We start from the raw sequence: 20,902 nt of genomic DNA, 5'->3' as shown, positions 1-20,902 counted from the left end.
GGGGGATGCCGATCATTCGATTAGAGACGTTTATTCAGGCCCCTTGCCAGCAAGTATTTGACCTTGCCCGATCGGTTGATGCACACACCGCTTCAATGGAAAACCGAAAAGAGCAAGCTGTTGCGGGCAAAACATCGGGACTGTTAGCGTTGCACGACTGTGTGACCTGGCGTGCTAAGCACTTGGGGATATGGCAGCACCTGACCTCCTGCATCACGCAGTATGAATCTCCTCATTACTTTCGCGATTCGATGCAGCAAGGTGCCTTTCATCGTTTTGATCATGACCATTTTTTTGAAGCGCACAAAGGTGGAACTCGCATGCGCGATGTGTTCGACTATACCACCCCCTTTGGCATGGTAGGCCGCTTCGCAGATGGTTTGTTTTTGGAGCAGTATATGCGGCGCTTATTAATGCAACGCAACCAGGTGCTGAAACATCTTGCTGAAGCGCCAGAAGGGGTTCGTTGGTAAACTAAAAAAGCGTCTTGAAGTTCATGCTTCAAGACGCTTTTTATAACCTTGGTTCTCAGCCTTATTGCACTGTGGCCAGCGACTCAATTAACTCAAGCTTGTAGTTGTCTTGCGTTTGCAGGTAGGCCAGGCGTGGCTTCAGGGTGGCGCCGTACTTGCGCTTCTCCTGTGCAGACGTTAGACCCAGGTAGATGCGCTTTTTGCCCAATGCCTGCGCTCGCATAATGTTCTCAAACAGAATCTGTTTGTAAACTTTGTACTCTTTTGAGTAGCGATAATCCATGCCCAGGAGTACGCCACAATATCCTTCAGAGGTTTTATAGCTAAACGAAACGCCGATCAGCATATCCCGACCTTCTAGCGTGTGTTCACCTTTGAGTCGAAACGTAATGGCTTCCCAATGAGGACTTTGGTTCATGTCCTGAAACAGCGACAAGGGAAATTCCACGTTATTTAAGGCGTAATTGTGGGCGCTTACGTTTTTATATAAATCGTATGCAGACGTTAGTTCCTCGTCAGTAAGTTGGCTTTTTACCTCAATTTTGTAATATTTCTTGTACTTCAGTACGTCTTTCTTCACATGCGAACGCGATTTTGTGGAGAGACGCTGCAGATAATCTTCCTGATCTTGCCAGTCGAGCGACTCAACTACCGTTCCTTCCGGCATGTCCACTTGCAGGTAACCTTGGGCATGAAGAACCGTGTTTAACTCTTCGTCCTCAGCGTCTAAGTCGCGGAGCGCAACCGTGCTGCAGTTGTACTGCTGCCTCAGCTGCTCAATTTCCTGGTTCATGGTTTTTAGCGCTTCCTTGTATTGCGGATGGCGCTTGTCCAGATACAGATGTTCACCATCCGTAATGAGCGAACCCATGCTTAGGACTTGTGAAACCAGATAGTCCGGATTCTCGGCGCGAATTTTCTCCACTTGTTCCGAAACAGCGGCCGGTGCGAGCATATCGTCTTTCCACCACGCCACCGTAAAGAACGTAGCCAGTACGACCTTTTGGGTATTGTCACGGATCAACAGGTAGATAAACTTCCAGTTGTGATGAGGGTTAGGCTGCTTTGAAAAAGCCTGCTCGTAAAACGCCAGTGCGTTCCAGTCGAAAGCACCACGCTCGCCCAGAAGAGCATTCCACTCCGCCGGTTCAATTTCGTTGATGGAAGAAGCAAGCTGCACACGCAGCGTTGGCGCAGGCGTTTGCGGTGTGGCAGACGCAGCCTTGAGGGGAGCGAGTCGGAACGCTTTACGTACCTGATTCATAGAATATCCCTCTTCCTGCAGCGCGATGGGGTAATGGTGGGTCATCGCTTCGACCAGCTGCCGGATGTCTTCCTTCTGGTTGTGTCGTGAGATGGTGAAGCGAATGCCTGTGTTTTTAACCGGAACGGCCGGGAATGTCGCCACGTTGATGTAGAAACCATCGTCCATGAGGCGCCGTGCAAAGTTGTAGGAAACGGCGGGCAGGGCTCCTCCGATGAAGTGGACCGGACATACGTTTTCCTGAATCAACGGCAGGTCGGTAGCCCGGATCAATTCGTTGCAATACGCTACCTTTTCGGCCAGATCGCGCTGCAATTCATAGATTTCGTCCGAAAGGTGAATCTTGGCGGAAGCCAGCGCCGCTGCTACGCTCGAAGGTTCCAGCTGGGCAGAGAAGGTCTGCGGCCCTCCGAAAATCCGGAATGCTTCGTACAGATCTTCGTCGCCAAACGCCACGACACTGCCACTGGCACCAAACGATTTGCTGAGGGTGCCTACCAGAATTATACGCTCGCGCAATTCGCCCAGCTGACTCATTACGTAGCCGGCACCGTTACGACCTGCCCAGCTCATGCCGTGCACGTCATCGATATAGAGGTGTAACTGCGGATACTTTTCCATAAGAGGAAGAAGTTCGTGCAGCGGTACTACGTCGCCGTACATCGAATAAACGCCGTCGGCTGCGTACCAGATTTTCTGGTGCTTGTCACGCAAACTCTTGATCGTATCCTCCAGCATACCAATGTCGCTGTGCTTCACAAGCTGCACGGGGATACCACGAGGCTTCAGAAGTTGGCTTGCATTCTGTACACTGGCGTGTACCTGCTGATCCAGAATCAGGGCATCTTCATCGCGGACAATCGTCGGAATGACACCAATGTGCGCCAGCGTACTGTTCTTCGTCACTACAATGGGGCGTTGGTAGATCTGACGGAGGCTTTCCTCTAACTCTTTATAAATCGGAAAGGAGATATACGTTTTGGAAAGGGGGAATTGGGTACCGTACCGTTGGATGGCATCAATCGCAGCATCTTTCAGGCGTTGGTCTTGTTCCAGACCGAGGTAGCCGGTTGTCCCAAAGTGGAAGAGGTGTTTCCCCTGCACCTGGATGTGCCTACCGTCAAAATACTCGCCTTCAGCGTATAAATGGAGCAGTTTTTCCTTTTTTGCGTTTAATATGATACTTCCAATCGTATCGAGCATGTGGTTATGCCGTGATTTAGCCATAGAGATAATTCGGTTTTGCTTGCTATCTTGGCAATATTATTTATAGATATTTTCATATTTTGTTGATTTGATCTATGCTTCTGTAGCATGTAAGTTTTGCGGGGATGAATAAAAAAAATATTCGAAGACTTAAAATAATTTTGACGTAATAATTTTAACTCCTATGAATGATTTAAGACTTGAGAACGATACTGTCGCTTTTGAGTTAAAAGACGGTATCTTATATGGGCGCTATAAGGTAGAGGAGGTAAGTCTTGAGATTGCTAAAACGGCGACTGCCTTTCGTCATCAGCTTACAGGTGGGCAGCCTACGCCGGCAATTGCGGATATTTCTGCAGTCAAGAAGATTCCTAAGGAGGCACGTGAGTTCTTTTCTTCCGGCCAGGCCGGAGAAGATTTAACCGCCTTGGCAGTCGTAATTAGTAATCCGGTGACACGCACCATCGGGAATTTCTTTCTGAAATTTCATGCACCTAAATATCCCTTTCAACTGTTTGGGAATGTGCAGGATGCTACCAATTGGATCAAAAAGATCTCTTAAAAAGTGAGGTGGACCTTAACCTGGCGTGTTGGTTCGTAACGCTCTTATACACAGGAGATTTCTGACCCACCTTCTTTTGCATATACTTTATTTTAGACGCAACGTGTCATGCTCATGGGCGCGAAAGCCCCATAAGTAAGCAGCACAATGCCTCTGAAAGCATTGTGACAGTGCGTTTTAGGTAATAGGAATTTAGGTTTATTCTAACAAAAAAGACGGTGTGGCAGCAGCACCGTATTCGTGATAACTCTCAAGAGTATATGCATTTAGAGACAGAATACTTTGTGTCGGAATTAAGCGATGATATCATTTTCGTTCAGTATAAGCCTAATATTCATATCCGCCTTGAAGACGCACAACGCATCGTTTCCGAACGACAGAAATTTTACGGGAATATTCAAGTGCCTGTGCTTATCAAAAATGCGAGAATAAAAGGGATTGATAAACCTGCACGAGAATATCTCTTTAGTAAAGAAAGAGGCTTAAAAGACATAAAAGCGATTGCCATTGTCTGTTCTAATGTAGTAAGCAAATTGCTTATTACTTTCATTTTCCACCACCACCGGCCTGCGATCCCCCACAAGATGTTTACCGAAGAGGCCAAAGCCATTTCTTGGCTAAAACAGTACGTATAATGACACCACACACTATGGAACTGGAACCGGAACTACTCACCCCTGCGGTCAAAAATATTAGTCGCGAGTTCGCTAAGCAGTATCAGGTTGAGCAAATCAATCAAGTCTTGCTGCACCTTGCCGAGGGTAACTTCCGGCATATAGCCCCTGTTTCTAATAGGTTCGACGAAATTGACGCGATCGCTTCGGGCATCAACATGTTGAGCGAAGAGTTGCAGGCGACTACGATTTCTAAGAACTACCTGGATAGCGTGTTGCGAAGCATTGTAGACATGCTCTTCATTTTTGACGACAGTTTTGTGATTCAACAGGTTACGCCCAAAGCATGCGAGTTGCTCAAATGTTCGGAGCCGGATCTGATTGGGCAACCCATCAATGTTTTATTTGATGGACGAAAAGCCAGGTTTGTGCATCGCCTCAAAACACTGATACAGAGCAAAGAAGCGCTACAGGATATAGAGACTTCTTTTAAGTTGCTGAGCAAGGAGAACCTGCCCGTTACGCTCTCTTTGTTCGTACTCAAAAATAACCAACAGGAGCCGACGGGTTACCTGATGATTGCCGAAGACTTGAAAGAAAAGTTGCTGACAACCAGTGCCTTAAATCAAAGAAATGAGGAATTGCAAACCCTAATTTACCGCACTTCTCATGACTTGAAGGGACCGCTGGCCAGTATGTTGGGGTTGTTCCAGATTGTAGAGAAAGAAACCGACAACCTGACCAACCTCCAGTACTACCTGTCGCTCATTAAGAAAAGTGCGGAAAAGTTGAACAACACGCTGTCGGGCCTTTTGGAAATTGGTATGACCAGCCAGGCAGAACTTTCGCTACAAACCTTCAATCTTTCTGCACTGGTTCAGGAAGTTACTAGCGCATTAGAGACGTATCCGGGTCGCGAAGAGGTGACTCTCAACCTCCAGATCGACGACAAACTGGTGCTTACCTCCAACGAGAAACTGGTCCGCTCAGTACTACAAAACCTGGTTGAAAACAGCATCAAGTACCGGCAGTACCGAGGCTGTTGCCGTACGCTCATTTACGTAAGTGCGCGGCAGCAGAAAGGTGCTGTCGTCATTACAGTGAAAGATAATGGCCAGGGAATGGACAAACACCTGCTAAAGCGGGCGTTTGATATGTTTTACCGCGGCAACCAGGACTCGAATGGGAGCGGGCTGGGACTGTTTATTGTAAAGACGAGTGTCGAGAAATTAGGCGGGCAACTGAAGGTCAAAAGTAAGGTTCGGCAGGGTACGGAGATGAAAATCGTGCTCCCGCACCGTTAAGACCTACCAAATCGTCCCTTTTCTTACACAGATTCTTTGTTTTCCTGCCGGGCCTGAAACATGAGGTGGGAAATTTGCAATGAGGTATCAAGCATCACGATCTTGGGATTCGCGTTGCGTTCGATGTGATAATAGGCCTCGTTGAGCCATTTGCTGACCTGTTCGGTTTCGGAAGGTCCAAGTGTACGGGAGAATTTCTGAGCAAAGTCGAGCGCCTCGCCACCCACCCGCTGCAAGCCTTCGGCTGCCAGTTGCTGGATAAACACCTCTCGCAATAAGGCCAGCCCGTAATGTAAGAAGCTCTTTTGCGCTTCCCGCCCCAGCTTCTGAAATTCTTCGGTGTAGTCAACCAATTCCTGGAACTTCCGTCCGTAGCACAGCCGTAGCCATTGCGTTACCATGGCGTGGTAGTTGTTGCTTTTTTCCTGGCTGAGTTGCAGGGCTTTACTCAGGTTGCCCTCGGCCAGTGGGGCAACCAGCTGCGCTTTCGTCTCATCGCACCACTGATGCTGTACCAGATACGCCACCAACTCATCCATTTCGAACGGACGGATGCGGACCATTTGCGTGCGCGATAGGATGGTGATCAGTAGCTTTTCAGGGTTATGGCTGACCAGCAGAAACAACGTTTTGGCAGGAGGCTCTTCCAGGATTTTCAGAATGGCGTTGGCCGACTGGATGTTCATGCATTCCGGCAACCACATCAGCAGGATTTTGTATTCCGCTTCGAAAGCCTTTAAACTCAGACTGCGGACAATGTTGCGGCTTTCTTCGACCGAGATGTTGGGTTGGCGGTTGTCCGATCCGATGAATTCCGACCAGTCGGAAAGGCAATCGTAGAGATGAGTTTTGGCAAACTCGCGCCAGCGCTTCGTGATTTCGGCGGCCTGCCGGTCTTTTTCTACACCTTTCAATGTAGCCGACGGAAACACAAAATGCAGATCGGGATGGACCAGGTGATTGAATTTTACGCAGGAGGGGCAACGTCCGCAGGAGTCGTCTGGTTGTCGGTCCTCACAGTTGAGGTAGGTAGCATAGGCCAACGCCAGTGCCAGGTTGGGACTTCCTTCATTTCCGGCAAACAACTGGGCGTGTGCAACGTGTCCCTGTTGAATGGCCTGCAAAAGAGCCGATTTTACGTCGTCGAATCCGATGATGTCTGCAAAGCGCATAGAACAAAGGTACACGGAATGGAGGCGACCGCCACGCCTTTGCCCGCAGATTTTACCGGAGTGAAGCCACCGTTTCGCCTTTGGTCAGCACGTAGCTTTGCTTGTTGCCCTGGTAAGTGAGATTGACCAGGTTTTTCTGATCGTCGTAGAGCTCCGTCAATACTGAGTTGACGACGCGAGTTGGCGGCTGGTCGCCACAGGGAAACTCGAAGTACAGCCACGTAACGTCCACCGCTACTTCCTGTCCCACGTATTGCAGTTCCAGCAGTTGTTTGCCCGAGGTATAGGCCTGGAAGTGTTCTTTCAGATACGCTGACAGGTAGACGTCCGCTTCGTTCAGGCGGAAAGGCCCTTGGCTGGGATACATGGTGTCCAGCGCCTTTTCCAGATCGTCGGTAAAAAGCCGTAACGACACTTCCAGCGAACGCGTCTGCGGATTGTACTGCACTTCCGCCAGAGTGGCATGGAAGTCGTGGGCAAACGCTTGGGGAGGCGACCACAGGGCCAAAAACAAGATCAGCCCACAAAGAAAAGAAGCTGTTCTCTGTGAGCCGATCAGATGCGAAACCAAGGTCATCATGGATTGGTGACCAGCTTAAAGATGTCGTTTCCAATAGCAAACGCCATGAGGCCCAGCAGGAGGACAATGCCCACTTTTTGGGAATTTTCCAGAAATTTATCCGAAGGTTTCCGGCCTGAAATCATTTCGTAAGTCAGGAACATCACGTGCCCACCGTCCAGTGCCGGAATGGGTAGGAAGTTCATAAATGCCAAGACCATCGAAATAAAGCCAGTGATACCCCAGAACTTGGTCCAGTCGAAGCTGCTGCCGTAGATCTCGGCCATGCCAACCGGCCCGCTGATGGCTTTGCTAGGCGATACTTCGCCGCGGAAAATCTTGGCGAAGCCTTTGATGTTGGCCCACACCACGTTGAACGCGCGTTCGGTGCCAAGCGGAATGGCTTCAGCGAGGGAGTAGAAAATCGTGTCGCGTTTGAACTCGGGCTGCGCAATGAATCCGAGTTGCCCTTTCTCCGAGAAACTGGCGGTCATCGGAATGGTATCGTTACCGCGCAAAACCCGGAGGTTGACCGGCTGGCCTTTCAACGAATCGGCCATCATGTAATACTCGTGGAAGAACTGAATGGGCTGCTCGTTGATCTGCACGATGCGGTCGCCCGCCTGAAGCCCCGCACGGGCCGCTTCTGAATTGGGGGGGACTTCCCGCGCCGTGAACGGCTCCCGTGCCACCACCAGTCCCTCGCGGGCACTGCGGTCCGACAACTTCTCGATCAGGTCGTTCGGAATCGGAATATCAAGCACGCGTCCATCGCGCCGGACGGTATAGTAACTGTCCGTTCCCAGCAGCACATCCAGGCCCATCACGTCGTCGAACTGATCGAACGACTCACCGTTGATGGCGATGATCTGATCGCCCGTACGCAGCCCGATTTCCTGAGCTAATTCGCTGGCATAGATGCCGTATTTGACTTCACTGGTCGGCAGGTAGCGATCGCCGTTCGCATAAATCAGCGCGATAAAAATCACGATGCCCGTGATGATGTTGACGATGATGCCGCCCATCATAACAATAAGGCGTTGCCAGGCCGGTTTGGCACGGAACTCCCACGGTTTGGGCTCCTCGCGCATCTGTTCCATGTCGAGCGATTCGTCGATCATGCCCGAAATCTTCACAAATCCGCCCAGCGGAATGGCCCCGACCGAGTACTCGGTCTCGCCCCACTGGAATCCGAAAATTTTGGGTGGAAAGCCAATAGAATATTTTTCGACCCGCATGCCGAACAACTTGGCGGCCAGCAGGTGTCCCAGTTCGTGTAATCCTACTAGGATGGATAAGCCGAGCAAGAGCTGCCCGACCATAACAAGAATTTCCATCTACAACTTAATGCTTAAACTCGTCTGATGATAACGCCCAAAGGCGGTAGTTGATTCGATTGCACACGATTTTTATGAGGAGATGGACCGAATCGCTAACTGGCGTGCCTGTCGACGTGTTTCTTGGTCTGTCTGCACATAATCTTCCAACGAAGGGTGAGCAATATACGCGACGCGCTCCATACAGGTAGCGATGATGTCGGAAATCTCCAGAAAACCAATCCTTTCCTGCAAAAACTCGGCCACCGCAATTTCGTTGGCAGCATTGACGATGCAGGCCAGGTTACCCCCCTTGGCGAGTGCCTCGTAAGCCAGTTGCAGGTTGGGAAATGCCGTTTTGTCAGGGGCTTCGAAAGTAAGAGACGGATAGTCAAGGAAGTTGAAGCGGGGAAACTCGGCCGGTAGCCGTTCCGGATACCCCAGCGCGTATTGAATGGGCAACCGCATGTCGGGCAGCCCCAGCTGCGCTTTGATGCTGCCGTCACGGAACTGCACGAGTGAGTGGATGATCGACTGCGGATGCACCACCACGTCGATCTGGTCGGGACGCACCCCGAACAGCCACCGCGCCTCAATCACTTCCAACCCTTTGTTCATCAGCGTCGCCGAATCGATCGTGATTTTCGCGCCCATGTCCCAGTTGGGGTGCTTCAGCGCCTGGGCTTTGGTCACGCGGGCGAGTTCTTCCCGCGATTTGCCCCGGAACGGCCCTCCCGAAGCAGTCAGGATCACTTTTTCGATCGGATTGTGCCACTCCCCGGCGAGGCACTGAAAAATGGCCGAATGTTCGGAATCGATGGGGTAGAGGTTCACGCCCTTTTCTCGCGCTTTGCCCGTGACCAGCTCCCCTGCTACCACCAGGGTTTCTTTGTTCGCCAGCGCGATGCTCTTTCCGGCCTCGATGGCGCGCAACGTCGGCAACAGGCCTGCATACCCCACCAGCGCCGTCAGCACCAGATCGATCGTATCCATCTCCACCACCTGGGCCAACGCTTTTTCGCCAGCGTACACCTTGATGTCGAGCGGATCGAGCGCTTCGCGTACCGTAGCATAGTGCGCTTCGTTGCCGATGACCACGGCGTTGGGACGAAACTGTTGGCTTTGGGTAATCAGCAGCGCGGCGTTGTGCCCGGCCGTCAGGACCTCGACCGAAAACTGGTCGGGGTGCGCGGCAATAACTTCCAGGGCCTGCGTGCCAATGGAACCGGTCGAGCCGAGTAATGCAATTCGTTTCAAATTCTCTAAAAGATTGGTGGTGGGCTAGTTGGATTTTACGGCAAATTAGGAAGATCTGAAAGAAACACCCTTGTCTGCTGACCGCATTTCTTGCCAACTTCGTTGTCTGAGATCCGAGGGTTGCTTACCCAACGTGAGTGCGCTCGTTTTTCTTAACCATTGTTCGCCCCTAAAACGCATTGTTTATGGCAACTTCATCCCTTCCGGAGGTATGGCTCCGTGGCCCCTTACCTGATCAACCCGCGCTGCTCCAGCCCGTGGCGCATGCCCTGTTGCAATCGCGCGAGGAAGTGCGACGCTATCTGGACGAATTTCCGGACGCTTTATTGTGGGAACGGCTCGCGGGCGTCGCATCGGTCGGCTTTCATTTGCGGCATCTGACGGGCGTGCTGGATCGTCTGCTGACCTACGCCCGTGGCGAAGCGCTGACCGAAACACAACTAGCGTATCTGCACAACGAAGGCGTACCGGCCGAGATCAGCGTGGAAGAATTGGTCAGCAACTTTGAAACGCAGGTGGATAAAACATTGGCGCAACTCCGTGCTACGGACGAGTCGACCTTGACCGAACCGCGCGGAGTAGGGCGGGCGCAGTTGCCTTCTACGGTGATCGGTTTGCTGGTTCATGCAGCGGAACATACCCAGCGGCACGTCGGTCAGTTGTGGGTGACGGCAAGGGTGTTGCGGGGATGAATTTCAGTTTGTCGCCGTACCACTGTTACGTTGGCGTCGTCATAGTAAAAGTGGTACGGCTAGCACGTTCGTAATTGCCTTTCATACTCCTGAAAGAAGAAATGCCTTGTTTGCTGCAGAGAACAGGTCTGTTTTAGACATAACAAAAACACCCCGCTTTTGCAGTTTCGCAAAAGCGGGGTGTTTACAAAGGTTTAAAAAAGACTACACGCCCTCGATGCGCATTTGCAGTTGAATGTCGTCCATGTCGACGGACTGTGCACCTTCTACCCGGTCGAGGAGGTTGAGTTCCAACGCCTGGGTTTCGGTGCAGATGTATTCCTGGTTGGCCGTCAGGGCGGCGTTGACCAGCTCGTCCGATTTTTCGATGGCGATGCGGATTTTGTCCTGCACGTCGAGGCCCATGTCCTTCCGCATGTTCTGTACACGGTTGACTAAGTCGCGGGCGATCCCTTCCTGTTTCAGTTCGTCGGTCAGGGCCAGGTCGAGCGCGACGGTCAGTCCATCTTCACTGGCGACGATCCAGCCCGGAATGTCCTCCGACGTGATCTCGACGTCCTCTTCGGTGAGGCGATACGCTTGTCCGTCCACGTCGATGTCCTTGCCACCGTTTTGCTCGAAGTCGCGGATGTCGTCTTGGTTAAAGCCGTTGATCAGCGCCGCCACGTCTTTCATCTTCGGACCAAACTGCTTGCCCAGCTTGCGGAAATTCGGTTTGATCCGCTTTACCAGCACGCCCGACGTATCGTCGATGTACTCTAGCTTCTTCACGTTTACCTCTGAGAGGATCAGTTCGGCCACGGCCGAAAGCTGCTCTTTCACCTGCTCGTTCAGCACCGGAATCAGAATGCGCGACAGCGGCTGACGTACCTTCAGCTTGTGCTGCTTGCGGATGGAGTGAACCAGCGACGAGGCGCGTTGCGCCAGCGACATGCGGAATTCCAGCGCCTGGTCGATGGCCTTCTCGTCGGCCTTCGGGAAACGGGTCAGGTGCACCGACTCCGCACCGTAGCGCGCTTCACCGTTCAGGTCCTGGTACAACCGCTCCGCGTAGAAAGGGGCGATGGGCGAGGCCAGTTGCGCGACCGTCATCAGACACGTGTAGAGGGTCTGGTAGGCCGCTCGTTTGTCTTCATTGTAGTCCTGTTTCCAGAAACGTTTCCGATTCAGGCGCACGTACCAGTTGCTCAGGTCGTCGTTCACGAAGTCCTGAATGGCGCGGGCCGCCCGGGTGGGTTCGTACTCGTCCATCGCCCGTTCTACCGTTTTGATCAGCGTGTTAAGGCGCGAGATGACCCAGCGGTCGCTTTCCGTACGGTTGGCCAACGGCACGGGCGGCTCGGCAAAGGTGAAGCCGTCGAGGTTGGCGTAGAGCGCGAAGAACGCGTAGGTGTTGTGCAACGTGCCGAAGAACTTACGCTGCACTTCCTGCACGCCGTCGGGGTTGAATTTGAGGTTTTCCCACGGCGAGGCGTTCGAAATCATGTACCAGCGCGTGGCGTCCGGTCCGTAGGTAGCCAGCGTCTGAAAGGGATCGACCGCGTTGCCATGCCGCTTCGACATTTTGTTGCCGTTTTTGTCGAGCACCAGGCCGTTCGAAATCACGTTTTTGAAGGCAACGGAGTCAAACAGCATCCCCGCCAGCGCGTGCAGCGTGAAAAACCAGCCGCGCGTCTGATCGACGCCTTCGGCGATGAAATCGGCCGGGAAGTTCTGGGCGAACGACTCGACGTTCTCGAACGGATAGTGCCACTGCGCGTAAGGCATCGCACCCGAATCGAACCACACGTCGATCAGGTCCGGCTCGCGGAACATCAGCGTCCCTTCTTTGCTCACCAGCGTAATGTCGTCCACAAACGGGCGGTGCGGGTCGAATTCACCGGCACGGAGTCGCTCCAGTGCGGCCTCGTTGTTCGCCCGTTGCGTGTCCGAAAGTGCCTCGCTTGCTAACGCCTCTTCGAGATGCTTTTGCAGTTCTTTGTACGAACCGATGCAGACCTCCGCCTGGTTGTCTTCCGAGCGCCAGATCGGCAGGGGCGTTCCCCAGTAGCGCGAACGCGACAGGTTCCAGTCCACAAGGTTTTCCAGCCAGTTGCCGAACCGCCCGATGCCCGTCGAAACGGGTTTCCAGTTGATGGTGTGGTTCAGCTTCACGAGCTTGTCTTTGTAAGCCGTCGTGCGGATAAACCACGAATCGAGCGGGTAATACAACACGGGCTTGTCGGTCCGCCAGCAGTGCGGGTAGCTGTGTTCGTATTTCTCGACCTTAAACGCCTTGTTCTCTTCTTTGAGTTTGATGGCGATCAGTACATCGGTCGACTTGTAATTCGGGTCGTTTTCGTCCTGGCCGTCGTAATTCTTCACGTATTTTCCGGCCCAGTCCGTGATTTCCGGCGTAAACCGGCCCTGTTTGTCTACAATTGGCCCCTTGCTGCCGTCAGGGTAATCGACCAGGATGGCCGGAATGTCGGCCTGTTGCGCGACGCGGTAGTCGTCCGCCCCGAAGGTCGGCGAAATATGCACAATGCCCGTACCGTCGTCTGTACTGACGTAATCGCCGGAAATGACACGGAACGCAGGTTTTTCGGGCGTAACGTAAGGCAGCAGTTGTTCGTACTTCACGCCCAGGAGTTCGCGACCTTTGTAGGTCCCGGTCACGAGGTACGGAATCTGTTTGTCGCCCGGCTTGTAGTCTTCCAGCGACAGCCCTTCGGCTTTCGAAGAAAAGTACTGCGGCATGAGAGCGGCGGCCAGAATGACGGTGACCGGCTCGTAGGTATACGGATTGAAGGTCCGGACGCGAACGTAGTCGATGCTGTCGCCCACGGCCAATGCCGAGTTGGCTGGCAGGGTCCAGGGTGTAGTCGTCCAAGCCAGGAAATACACCGACTCTGAAGGGGCGTCGAAGAGGAAGTCCGATTTCTCGTTCCGCACCACCTTGAACTGCGCCACCACCGACGTATCCTTCACGTCGCGGTAGGTGCCGGGCTGGTTCAGCTCGTGCGACGACAGACCCGTCCCCGCCGCCGGGGAGTAGGGCTGGATCGTGTAGCCTTTATACAGCAGGTGCTTGTCGTACAGCTTCTTCAACAGGTTCCACAACGTCTCCATGTAATCGGACTCGAAGGTCACGTACGGATCGTGCAAGTCGACCCAGTAGCCCATTTTCTCCGTCAGGTCGTCCCACTGGCCCTTGTATTTCATCACCGCCTCGCGGCACCGGGCGTTGTACTCTTCAACCGAAATGGTTTTGCCGATGTCTTCTTTCGTGATGCCCAGCTCTTTTTCCACCTGAATTTCGATGGGCAGGCCGTGGGTGTCCCAACCGCCCTTGCGCTTTACTTGAAAGCCCTTTAGCGTCTGGTACCGACACACCAGGTCCTTCACTGTCCGGGCCATCACGTGGTGAATGCCCGGCGTTCCGTTGGCCGAGGGCGGTCCTTCGTAAAACGTGTAGGCCGCGTTGCCCTCACGACTGGAAACCGATTTCTCGAAAATGTCTTTCTCCTTCCAGAATTGGAGGATATCTTGCCCGATCTGCGCGTAATCAGGATTCTTATATTCAGGATACTTCATGGCAGTCTGAAAAAGCGGATGCTGCGCCAAGCGCGTAGGTCCGTGGATGATTTACAAAGTTATGAAAGGTTGTGTGAAGATGGAGCCCCACCCGGCGCGCAGCTTCTTCTTCGCGTCATTTCTTGCGCCACCGGATGCGATAAGGGTGAGAGACATCCCGGCGACTTTTGGTTAATATATGACATATTTTTTATTTAAATAGTGCTACTAAGTCGAATCTTTCTCTTCTTGCTTGTGGGACTTTCTGCCTGTTCTTCTTCGTACCATGCGGCATCGGGGGCCGACACGCCGGGCAATGACCTGTTAATCCGGTTGTTGCGCAATCGCCACTCGCCCGTCCTGGAGCGGGTGTTACGCCAGCCCGAACATTTTGAATACCAGATCCTCTACACGCAGATCGACCGCGACGCAGCGAACCGCCCGACGTTCAGGTCATACCGCCTGAACGTCGATTCCACCCGCTACTTCTACCCTGCCAGCACGGCGAAACTGCCCACCGCGTTGCTCGCCCTCGAAAAGCTGAACCAACTCGCCATTCCCGGTCTGGACAAATACAGCACGATGCTAACCGACAGCGGGGCGGTGGGGCAAACGGCGGTCTACGAAGACACGACCTCGGCGACAGGGTTGCCGTCCGTGGCGCACTACGTCCGGAAAATTCTGCTGGTGAGCGACAACGACGCCTACAACCGCCTCTACGAGTTCATCGGACAGGAACCGCTCAACGAACGCCTCCACGCGAAAGGCTACACCGACACGCGGATTTTCCACCGGCTGGAAGTGGCCCGCACGCCGGAGCAGAGCCGCCAGACCAACCCGGTGCGCTTTTACGATGCCGATGAGCAGTTGCTTTACGAACAACCGCTCGTGACCAGCCAACGCGTCTACGAAGCACCCGCGCCGATCCTGAAAGGCAAAGGCGAGATGATCGAAGGCCACGTAGTGATGGAACCGAAAGATTTTTCCGGCCTGAACTTTTACCCCCTGGAGGAACAACAGCGACTCCTCCGGGCATTGTTGTTTCCCGAGTCAGTTCCGGAACAAGCGCGTTTCCAACTCACCGACGACGATTACCGGTTCGTCTACCAAGCGATGTCGGAGTTTCCTCGCGAGTCTCGGTATCCGAAGTACGAGAACCCACCGTACCACGACAGCTACGTCAAGTTCCTGCAGTTTGGAGATCGTAAAACGCCGCTCGACGGCCAAATCCGCGTTTTCAATAAAGTGGGGGATGCCTACGGATTCCTGATTGACAACGCCTACGTCGTCGACTTTGAGAACAACCTCGAGTTCCTGTTGTCGGCTGTGGTGCTGGTGAACGAAAATGGCATCTTCAACGACGGCGACTATGCCTACGACACCATCGGCTTTCCCTTCCTGGGCGAACTCGGCCGCACCCTCTACGACTACGAGCGCACCCGCCCCCGTGCCCACACCCCGGACCTCAGCCGCTTCCGCATTTCGTATGAATGAGAAGAGAGTTTAGAGTTGAAAGTTGAGAGCTTAAAGTTCGACCTATGGCAAGCGGCGTGCTACCGCGGTTACGCTCTGCTTCGCGCCGCTAAACTTGCGGCAGAGAAGAAGCTAAATGGTGTAAGAAGGCGAGGGAATAGGAAGAAAATCTCTTTAGGAGGAAAGCTACTTTTGGGTAGAAGTGTTCAAGTCATTCTCGTCGATGAATCCTATACGTATCTACTTCCGACTATTTAGCATCATTTACAAGTATAGTGTCTCTATCAAAATAAAAAGCCCGGCTTTTCAGGCTGTTCATGTAATGTCTTTTTTTACCATCCTTCTTGTCATTGCCGGTGTAGGAGGCTTGTATTTTTATCCGCTTGAGAAAGAGTTTGTCGGTTCAGCGTGGGCTGCAATTTTCATTTCTGTGTATGCAGTCAACTACTTCATTTTCCTGTTCGGCAAACGATACCGAATCATCGTCAGCAAGCATGGCGACGACATCAAGACATGGGAGAAGAGGCTTGTGCTAGCATACATCATTTTTTCGTTTGCCATGCTGGTTCTATTCGTTGCAATTGCCAGAAAATCGTATAACCCGTAATCTTTGAATTGAGAAATGCTTTAAAAAAACGAGCGCGGAAAGCAAACGTTCGTTCTCTTTCCGCGCTGTTCAAGGCAAAGCAAAATTGGAAGTTATTGCTGCGTTGCCGGGGCCGTAAAACCGGCAAATTCGCGCCAGTCGTCGAGTTGGTCGCCTTTGAGGACGCGCGGCATTTTGATCTGTCCCCCCTTCTTCTTGTTCTTTTCCAGCCACTCGTAAAATACCTCCGGTTTCACCACCTCCACGTATACCTGTTTCAGGGCTTTTTCGCGGGCCATGCGGTAGTTTTTATTTTTCTCGCTTAGAAACGCATCCAGCGATTCGCGCAGCGTTTCTTTGTCGACGTCCTGTTCCGTGCCGACAAACCAGCGGTGGGCAAAATGCTCCTCGAACGGTTCGGCCGAGATGGCAAATTCAGGAATCGTCAGGTTGTGTTTTTCTTCAAGATGGCGCATGGCGTCGTTCATGTTATCGACCGACAGGTGCGACCCGGCCACGTCCATATAATGCTTGGTGCGCCCGCTGATGATGATTTCCGCACGTTCCGGATCGGTAAATTTGATCGTATCGCCAATCAGATAGCGCCAGGTGCCCGCACAGGTCGAAATGACCAGGGCATAATCGGTTTCGGTATCCACTTCCTCGATCGGAACGGGTTTTACACCTTCGCGGGGCAGGCCCGCGTCGTCGAACGTGTCGGAACCAAAAGGGATAAATTCGAAGAAAATTCCTTCGTCGGGAATCAACTCCATCGCCATGCGGTCGTTCGGGCGGCTCTGAAACGCCATGAAGCCTTCGGACGCCAGGTACGTGTCGAGGTAAATCAGCGGGCGGGCCAGCAGCTTCTCAAACGTTTTCCGGTAGGGTTCAAACGCAATGCCCCCGGTGGTGTACACGCTCAGGTGCGGCCAGATGTCGTGAATGTTGTTCAGGTTGTGGTGCTCGATGACGCGCTCCAGCATCAATTGAATCCAGGCCGGAATGCCCGACAGCGCTCCGATGTCCCAGTTGGGTGCCTCCTCGGCAATTTTTTGCAGCCGCTCTTCCCAGTCGTCGATTTTCGCGATCTCTTTCCCCGGTTTGTAGAAGCCGTCGAACCACGCCGGAATGTTGCGGGCGCTGATGCCGCTGATTTCCCCCTGCGCGTATCCGTCTTTCTCTTCCAGATCAATGCTGCTGCCCAGCATCAGGATGCCTTTCTCGAAGAAATCGGCCGGAAGATCGTAGTGCGCCAGCGTCCAGACCTGCCGGATGCCGGTGTTGCGAATGGCGTCGATCATGTCCTGGGTGACGGGAATGTGCTTGCTGACGCTTCCCGACGTACCCGACGTCAGCGCGAAGTACTCGATTTTGCCGGGCCAGCACACGTCGGTTTCGCCTTCCAGGCTGCGGTGCCACCAGGCGTCGTGCAGTTTATCGTAATCGTGCAGCGGCACACGTTCGGCAAAGGCCTGCGTCAGGTTGTCGCTTTTTAAAATAGAGGCAAAATCATAATGTTTGCCGAAGGCGGTATCTTTCGCCTTTTCCAGAAGATTGGTCAAACTCTTGCGTTGGCGTTCCGCAAAGGGCGCTTCTTCGCCGGTCAGGGTATCGCGCAGTTGGATCACCCCTTTAATCACAGATCCTAGTATAGCCATAAGTCGTAATGCGATGTGAATGTTGCCCCGGGAGGGGAACATTTGGGCATACGGAATTTAGGGGAAAAAGGATTAGCGTGCGAGATGGCCGGCGTCGGGGCGATAAGCCGTAAAAATTCCCCACAGGCCCGTGCCGGCCATGGCGGCCCAGGTCGGCAAAAGATGCACGAAACCGGCCTGCCCGTACCAGATCAACATCAACATGCAGATAAGTAGCGCCGAGGTCCGTGCTGCACGCAGACGCGCGGGGTGCAATGGTGTGGCCGTTGCGTCGCACCGGCTGATCACCTCCCGACTGCGCATGATCAGGGGGACGAACAAGACGGTCGCTACCACCGCCGTCAGGATCGTGCCCATCGGGAAATCGTTGCTGATGCCCCCCACCAGCGGAAACAGAAACAAGGAAAGCAGCCCCAGGGCCACACTTCCCATCGCCCACCAGCGGTGTTCGGGCTGCGGATCGGGCAGTCGGCTGTTGTTTTGGAACGCCAGCGCCAGCAGAAGTCCGGCCATCCACTCGCCCCGGTACAGTACCCAGAGGCCCGCCAGCACGGCGAGCAGCACGTCGGTGCGGCGCATGGGCAGCCCGGTGATGCGGTTGATGATGCGCAGGCAGAGCAGCAGCAGAATGAGCCAGGCAAAGTGCGGCCCTCCCCACACGAAATACCCCACTGCGGCCAGCCCCCCGGCCACCAGCCCCGACACATCGTGGTCGGGGTCCAGTTCACGGGCCAGCGCCCAACCCAGAAACACGCTGCCGCCCAGCGCAATACCTTTTTGCAAACCGTCCTGCAAAGGCTGGTGCTGCCAGACTTCGTAGAGCGTACCGCCGACAACGGCCACCAGGGCCGCCACGACAACGACCGCGTTGGTCCAGATTCGAAAGTCGACCGGGCGCGCCAGCGAAGAGTAGCGCATCAGGCCAGCGCTAGAAGTTTCAGCAGAAGTAGACACAGGCAGAGAATTAAGCGGTGGGGCGAAGCAGCGGTTCCAACACCGACCAAACGTTTTCGCGGACAAGGTACTGACCGGTGGCGTTGGGGTGAATGCCGTCGGGCAGGTTCAGGCCCGGATCACCCGCCACGCCGTCGAGCAGAAACGGAATGAGGTGCACGCCTTCGGCTTCGGCCAACGCGGGGAAAATCTGACGAAACTCCGCCGTATACTCCGGTCCCATGTTCGGGGGAATCTGCATCCCGGCCAGCACGATCTGCGCATCCGGGTGCTTCTGCTGCACCTGGTTGATGATGTTCTTCAGGTTGCTGCGGGTCTCGGTGAGTGGAATGCCCCGCAGGCCATCGTTTGCGCCCAGTTCGAGCACAAATATGTCGACCGAATCCTGCAACACCCAGTCGAGGCGGTTCAGACCCGCCGCCGTGGTTTCTCCGCTCAACCCGGCGTTCACCACACGGTACGGCCAGCCCAGCGAGTCAATGCGTTGCTGGATGAGGCTGGGGTACGACTGATCGGCTTCCAGTCCATAGCCCGCCGTCAGGCTGTTGCCGAAAAACACGATTGTTTTCTGGGCAGCGGTGGGCGCGGCAGCCGTTTCGGTCGAGGCAGGCGCTGTCGCCTCGGCGGCGGTGGTCTCGCTCGTCGACTCCGACTGGCAGGCCATCAAAAGGACCAGTAAAAAAGCAAAGCTTAGCGGCGCGTAGCCCGCGACCTTATTTTTTTTATCTCTATTTTTCACGTTCATCTTCCTAATTTCTTCTGACGTGCATTCGCCCACTTCCCTCCGCCACGTTCTGATTCTGGGCTGTGGCCGCAGTGGCACTTCCATTTTCGGAGAGCTTTTCGAGCACTTGCCCTATTACACGTACCACAGCGAACCGTTCGTTGATCAGGTGCCGCACCTCGACTTCCAGACGCCGCAGGCGATCAAAGTGCCCAGGACACATGCAACGTATCCCGCCTCACCCGGCCTGTCGTTTCCGATCGAAGCGCTCGATGCGCTGGTGCCGCCTCCGCAGCAACTGTACTGGCAGGTGCGCCATCCGTTGGATGCCATCTGTTCCCTGCGTGTGGGCATTGCCCAAAAATGGGGCCACCACCCGAAACCACCCGACTGGCAGGCGTGGCTGGCGCGTCCGCTGTTGGAACGCTGCGCGTACCATTGGCATTATATCAACTCCGAAGGCTACGCCCGGGTTGCCGATCGGGCCAAAATTATGCGATTCGAAGCGATGATTGCCGACCCGCTTGCGTTTGCTTCTGAAGTGTGTCGTGATGTAGGCCTACGGGCCGATGCCCATCTGGAAGCGCTGGAAGCCTGGGCGCAACGGGTGCAGAATACGAACAACCACCGGTTTGTGGAAGCGCAAACGTCGCGACCGTATTCGCGGAACGACCATCACGTTAAAGTGGGGCGGTGGCAGGAAAACCTGACGGCCGAAGAAATAGCACAGGTTCGCCCGCTAGTAGAAGCCACGGCACACCGGCTCGGATATGTAATTTAGCCCGGGCGCCCACGCAACGCGGCGCACGGACGTTTGACCAACCCTTATGCTACAAGTCAATCAACTGGGAAAAACCTACCGCTCCGGCCAACGGGAGCTCACGGTGTTACAAGATATTTCATTTTCGGTGGCCGATGGCGCTTCTGCGGCCATCATCGGGCCGTCGGGTAGCGGCAAAACCACGCTGCTGGGACTCTGTGCCGGGCTGGACCGCGCTTCGACCGGGTCGGTCTACCTCAACGGCATTCAGCTCGACGACCTGACTGAAGACGAGCGCGCCGACGTGCGCAACCGGTACGTGGGTTTCGTGTTCCAGAATTTTCAGTTGTTACCCTCGCTGACCGCCCTCGAAAACGTGATGGTGCCCATCGAACTGCGGGGCGAACGTGGTGCGGAAAAGCGTGCCGTGGCGTTGCTGGAACGCGTGGGCTTGCAGGACCGGCGGCACCATTATCCGACCCAACTGTCGGGTGGAGAGCAGCAGCGGGTTTCCATCGCCCGGGCGTTTGCCAACGCGCCGCGGATTCTTTTCGCCGACGAGCCGACCGGCAACCTGGATGCCGAAACGGGCCAGCGCGTAGAAGAACTTTTGTTCGAACTGAACCGCGAGGCGGGCACCACGTTGGTGTTGGTAACGCACGATGTGGACCTGGCCCACCGGACGCAGCAGGTCTTGCGCATCCGGGGCGGCCGGCTGGTATCCGAATAATTCAGGAGGGGGTAGAAAGGATGTGGTAAAATCGATAACTTGG

At 54.2% G+C, this 20,902-nt stretch carries 18 protein-coding genes; 9 read left to right on the top strand and 9 right to left on the bottom strand.

What is annotated here, in order from left to right; translation table 11 throughout:
• The first annotated feature begins 5 nt into the window (after positions 1-5).
• Positions 6-473, top strand: a complete 468-nt coding sequence (locus BLR44_RS19315) for an SRPBCC family protein (RefSeq protein WP_089685128.1) — start codon at positions 6-8, stop codon at positions 471-473.
• Positions 474-534: 61 nt separating this feature from the next.
• Here the strand turns inward: BLR44_RS19315 and BLR44_RS19310 are convergent, their stop codons facing one another.
• A complete protein-coding gene (locus BLR44_RS19310) occupies positions 535-2,964 on the bottom strand; it encodes an aminotransferase class I/II-fold pyridoxal phosphate-dependent enzyme (protein WP_089685126.1) in 2,430 nt (809 codons plus the stop codon).
• Between the two features lie 163 nt (positions 2,965-3,127).
• Here BLR44_RS19310 and BLR44_RS19305 point away from each other — a divergent pair, with 163 nt between their 5' ends.
• The 3 genes from BLR44_RS19305 to BLR44_RS19295 all read left to right on the top strand — a co-directional run bounded on the left by BLR44_RS19305 (position 3,128) and on the right by BLR44_RS19295 (position 5,423).
• Positions 3,128-3,505, top strand: a complete 378-nt coding sequence (locus tag BLR44_RS19305) for a DUF7793 family protein (RefSeq protein ID WP_089685124.1) — start codon at positions 3,128-3,130, stop codon at positions 3,503-3,505.
• A gap of 260 nt (positions 3,506-3,765) precedes the next feature.
• Positions 3,766-4,140 (top strand): DUF7793 family protein, encoded by a 375-nt coding sequence (locus BLR44_RS19300; RefSeq protein ID WP_089685123.1) that lies wholly within the window; start codon positions 3,766-3,768, stop codon positions 4,138-4,140.
• Between the two features lie 14 nt (positions 4,141-4,154).
• The gene (locus BLR44_RS19295) at positions 4,155-5,423 is read left to right on the top strand and encodes a PAS domain-containing sensor histidine kinase (RefSeq protein WP_176956123.1); all 1,269 of its coding nucleotides are present in this window, start codon (positions 4,155-4,157) and stop codon (positions 5,421-5,423) included.
• Between the two features lie 23 nt (positions 5,424-5,446).
• Here the strand turns inward: BLR44_RS19295 and BLR44_RS19290 are convergent, their stop codons facing one another.
• The 4 genes from BLR44_RS19290 to BLR44_RS19275 form a co-directional block, all read right to left on the bottom strand.
• Positions 5,447-6,595, bottom strand: coding sequence for a DNA polymerase III subunit (locus tag BLR44_RS19290; protein ID WP_089685119.1), 1,149 nt, complete (start codon positions 6,593-6,595; stop codon positions 5,447-5,449).
• 52 nt (positions 6,596-6,647) lie between these two features.
• Entirely contained in the window at positions 6,648-7,175 is a 528-nt protein-coding gene (locus BLR44_RS19285) for a DUF6702 family protein (protein WP_143017376.1), read from the bottom strand.
• Positions 7,172-8,491, bottom strand: a complete 1,320-nt coding sequence (gene rseP / locus BLR44_RS19280) for an RIP metalloprotease RseP (RefSeq protein WP_089685115.1) — start codon at positions 8,489-8,491, stop codon at positions 7,172-7,174. Before rseP ends, BLR44_RS19285 begins: the two co-directional genes overlap by 4 nt.
• A gap of 72 nt (positions 8,492-8,563) precedes the next feature.
• The gene (locus BLR44_RS19275) at positions 8,564-9,727 is read right to left on the bottom strand and encodes a 1-deoxy-D-xylulose-5-phosphate reductoisomerase (RefSeq protein ID WP_089685112.1); all 1,164 of its coding nucleotides are present in this window, start codon (positions 9,725-9,727) and stop codon (positions 8,564-8,566) included.
• 185 nt (positions 9,728-9,912) lie between these two features.
• On the opposite strand from BLR44_RS19275, the gene BLR44_RS19270 reads away from it, so the two are divergent.
• Complete coding sequence (locus BLR44_RS19270) at positions 9,913-10,419, top strand: DinB family protein (RefSeq protein WP_089685110.1); 507 nt, start codon at positions 9,913-9,915, stop codon at positions 10,417-10,419.
• Positions 10,420-10,623: 204 nt separating this feature from the next.
• On the opposite strand, the gene ileS is transcribed toward BLR44_RS19270, so the two are convergent.
• Positions 10,624-13,995 carry an isoleucine--tRNA ligase gene (ileS, locus tag BLR44_RS19265; RefSeq protein ID WP_089685406.1) on the bottom strand — a complete coding sequence of 1,124 codons (3,372 nt, stop codon included), beginning with the start codon at positions 13,993-13,995 and terminating at the stop codon, positions 10,624-10,626.
• 234 nt (positions 13,996-14,229) lie between these two features.
• Between ileS and BLR44_RS19260 the strand changes: the two genes are divergently transcribed.
• Together BLR44_RS19260 and BLR44_RS19255 are read left to right on the top strand one after the other, a co-directional pair.
• The gene (locus BLR44_RS19260; RefSeq protein ID WP_245706119.1) at positions 14,230-15,468 is read left to right on the top strand and encodes a serine hydrolase; all 1,239 of its coding nucleotides are present in this window, start codon (positions 14,230-14,232) and stop codon (positions 15,466-15,468) included.
• Between the two features lie 202 nt (positions 15,469-15,670).
• Positions 15,671-16,054, top strand: a complete 384-nt coding sequence (locus BLR44_RS19255) for a hypothetical protein (protein WP_218127124.1) — start codon at positions 15,671-15,673, stop codon at positions 16,052-16,054.
• Between the two features lie 92 nt (positions 16,055-16,146).
• Here the strand turns inward: BLR44_RS19255 and BLR44_RS19250 are convergent, their stop codons facing one another.
• From BLR44_RS19250 to BLR44_RS19240, 3 genes are all read right to left on the bottom strand, one after another.
• Complete coding sequence (locus BLR44_RS19250; protein ID WP_089685100.1) at positions 16,147-17,691, bottom strand: GH3 family acyl-acid amido synthetase; 1,545 nt, start codon at positions 17,689-17,691, stop codon at positions 16,147-16,149.
• A 72-nt stretch (positions 17,692-17,763) separates the two neighbouring features.
• Positions 17,764-18,609, bottom strand: a complete 846-nt coding sequence (locus BLR44_RS19245) for a hypothetical protein (RefSeq protein WP_089685096.1) — start codon at positions 18,607-18,609, stop codon at positions 17,764-17,766.
• A gap of 46 nt (positions 18,610-18,655) precedes the next feature.
• Positions 18,656-19,390 (bottom strand): arylesterase, encoded by a 735-nt coding sequence (locus BLR44_RS19240; protein ID WP_410493103.1) that lies wholly within the window; start codon positions 19,388-19,390, stop codon positions 18,656-18,658.
• A 19-nt stretch (positions 19,391-19,409) separates the two neighbouring features.
• Here BLR44_RS19240 and BLR44_RS19235 point away from each other — a divergent pair, with 19 nt between their 5' ends.
• Positions 19,410-20,150 (top strand): sulfotransferase domain-containing protein, encoded by a 741-nt coding sequence (locus tag BLR44_RS19235; protein ID WP_089685093.1) that lies wholly within the window; start codon positions 19,410-19,412, stop codon positions 20,148-20,150.
• Positions 20,151-20,196: 46 nt separating this feature from the next.
• Complete coding sequence (locus BLR44_RS19230) at positions 20,197-20,859, top strand: ABC transporter ATP-binding protein (protein ID WP_089685090.1); 663 nt, start codon at positions 20,197-20,199, stop codon at positions 20,857-20,859.
• Positions 20,860-20,902 lie beyond the last annotated feature (43 nt).

This window comes from Catalinimonas alkaloidigena (assembly GCF_900100765.1).
Classification (GTDB): Bacteria; Bacteroidota; Bacteroidia; order Cytophagales; family Flexibacteraceae; genus Mooreia; species Mooreia alkaloidigena.
The sequence above is the reverse complement of the archived record's forward strand: the minus strand, read 5'-3'. Positions and strand labels throughout refer to the sequence as shown.

Coding starts and splice junctions, on each gene's coding strand:
- BLR44_RS19315 (WP_089685128.1), top strand. CDS start 6: ATGCCGATCATTCGATTAGAGACGTTTATTCAGGCCCCTTGCCAGCAA.
- BLR44_RS19310 (WP_089685126.1), bottom strand. CDS start 2,964: ATGGCTAAATCACGGCATAACCACATGCTCGATACGATTGGAAGTATC.
- BLR44_RS19305 (WP_089685124.1), top strand. CDS start 3,128: ATGAATGATTTAAGACTTGAGAACGATACTGTCGCTTTTGAGTTAAAA.
- BLR44_RS19300 (WP_089685123.1), top strand. CDS start 3,766: ATGCATTTAGAGACAGAATACTTTGTGTCGGAATTAAGCGATGATATC.
- BLR44_RS19295 (WP_176956123.1), top strand. CDS start 4,155: ATGGAACTGGAACCGGAACTACTCACCCCTGCGGTCAAAAATATTAGT.
- BLR44_RS19290 (WP_089685119.1), bottom strand. CDS start 6,595: ATGCGCTTTGCAGACATCATCGGATTCGACGACGTAAAATCGGCTCTT.
- BLR44_RS19285 (WP_143017376.1), bottom strand. CDS start 7,175: ATGATGACCTTGGTTTCGCATCTGATCGGCTCACAGAGAACAGCTTCT.
- rseP (WP_089685115.1), bottom strand. CDS start 8,491: ATGGAAATTCTTGTTATGGTCGGGCAGCTCTTGCTCGGCTTATCCATC.
- BLR44_RS19270 (WP_089685110.1), top strand. CDS start 9,913: ATGGCAACTTCATCCCTTCCGGAGGTATGGCTCCGTGGCCCCTTACCT.
- ileS (WP_089685406.1), bottom strand. CDS start 13,995: ATGAAGTATCCTGAATATAAGAATCCTGATTACGCGCAGATCGGGCAA.
- BLR44_RS19255 (WP_218127124.1), top strand. CDS start 15,671: ATGAATCCTATACGTATCTACTTCCGACTATTTAGCATCATTTACAAG.
- BLR44_RS19250 (WP_089685100.1), bottom strand. CDS start 17,691: ATGGCTATACTAGGATCTGTGATTAAAGGGGTGATCCAACTGCGCGAT.
- BLR44_RS19245 (WP_089685096.1), bottom strand. CDS start 18,609: ATGCGCTACTCTTCGCTGGCGCGCCCGGTCGACTTTCGAATCTGGACC.
- BLR44_RS19240 (WP_410493103.1), bottom strand. CDS start 19,390: ATGAACGTGAAAAATAGAGATAAAAAAAATAAGGTCGCGGGCTACGCG.
- BLR44_RS19230 (WP_089685090.1), top strand. CDS start 20,197: ATGCTACAAGTCAATCAACTGGGAAAAACCTACCGCTCCGGCCAACGG.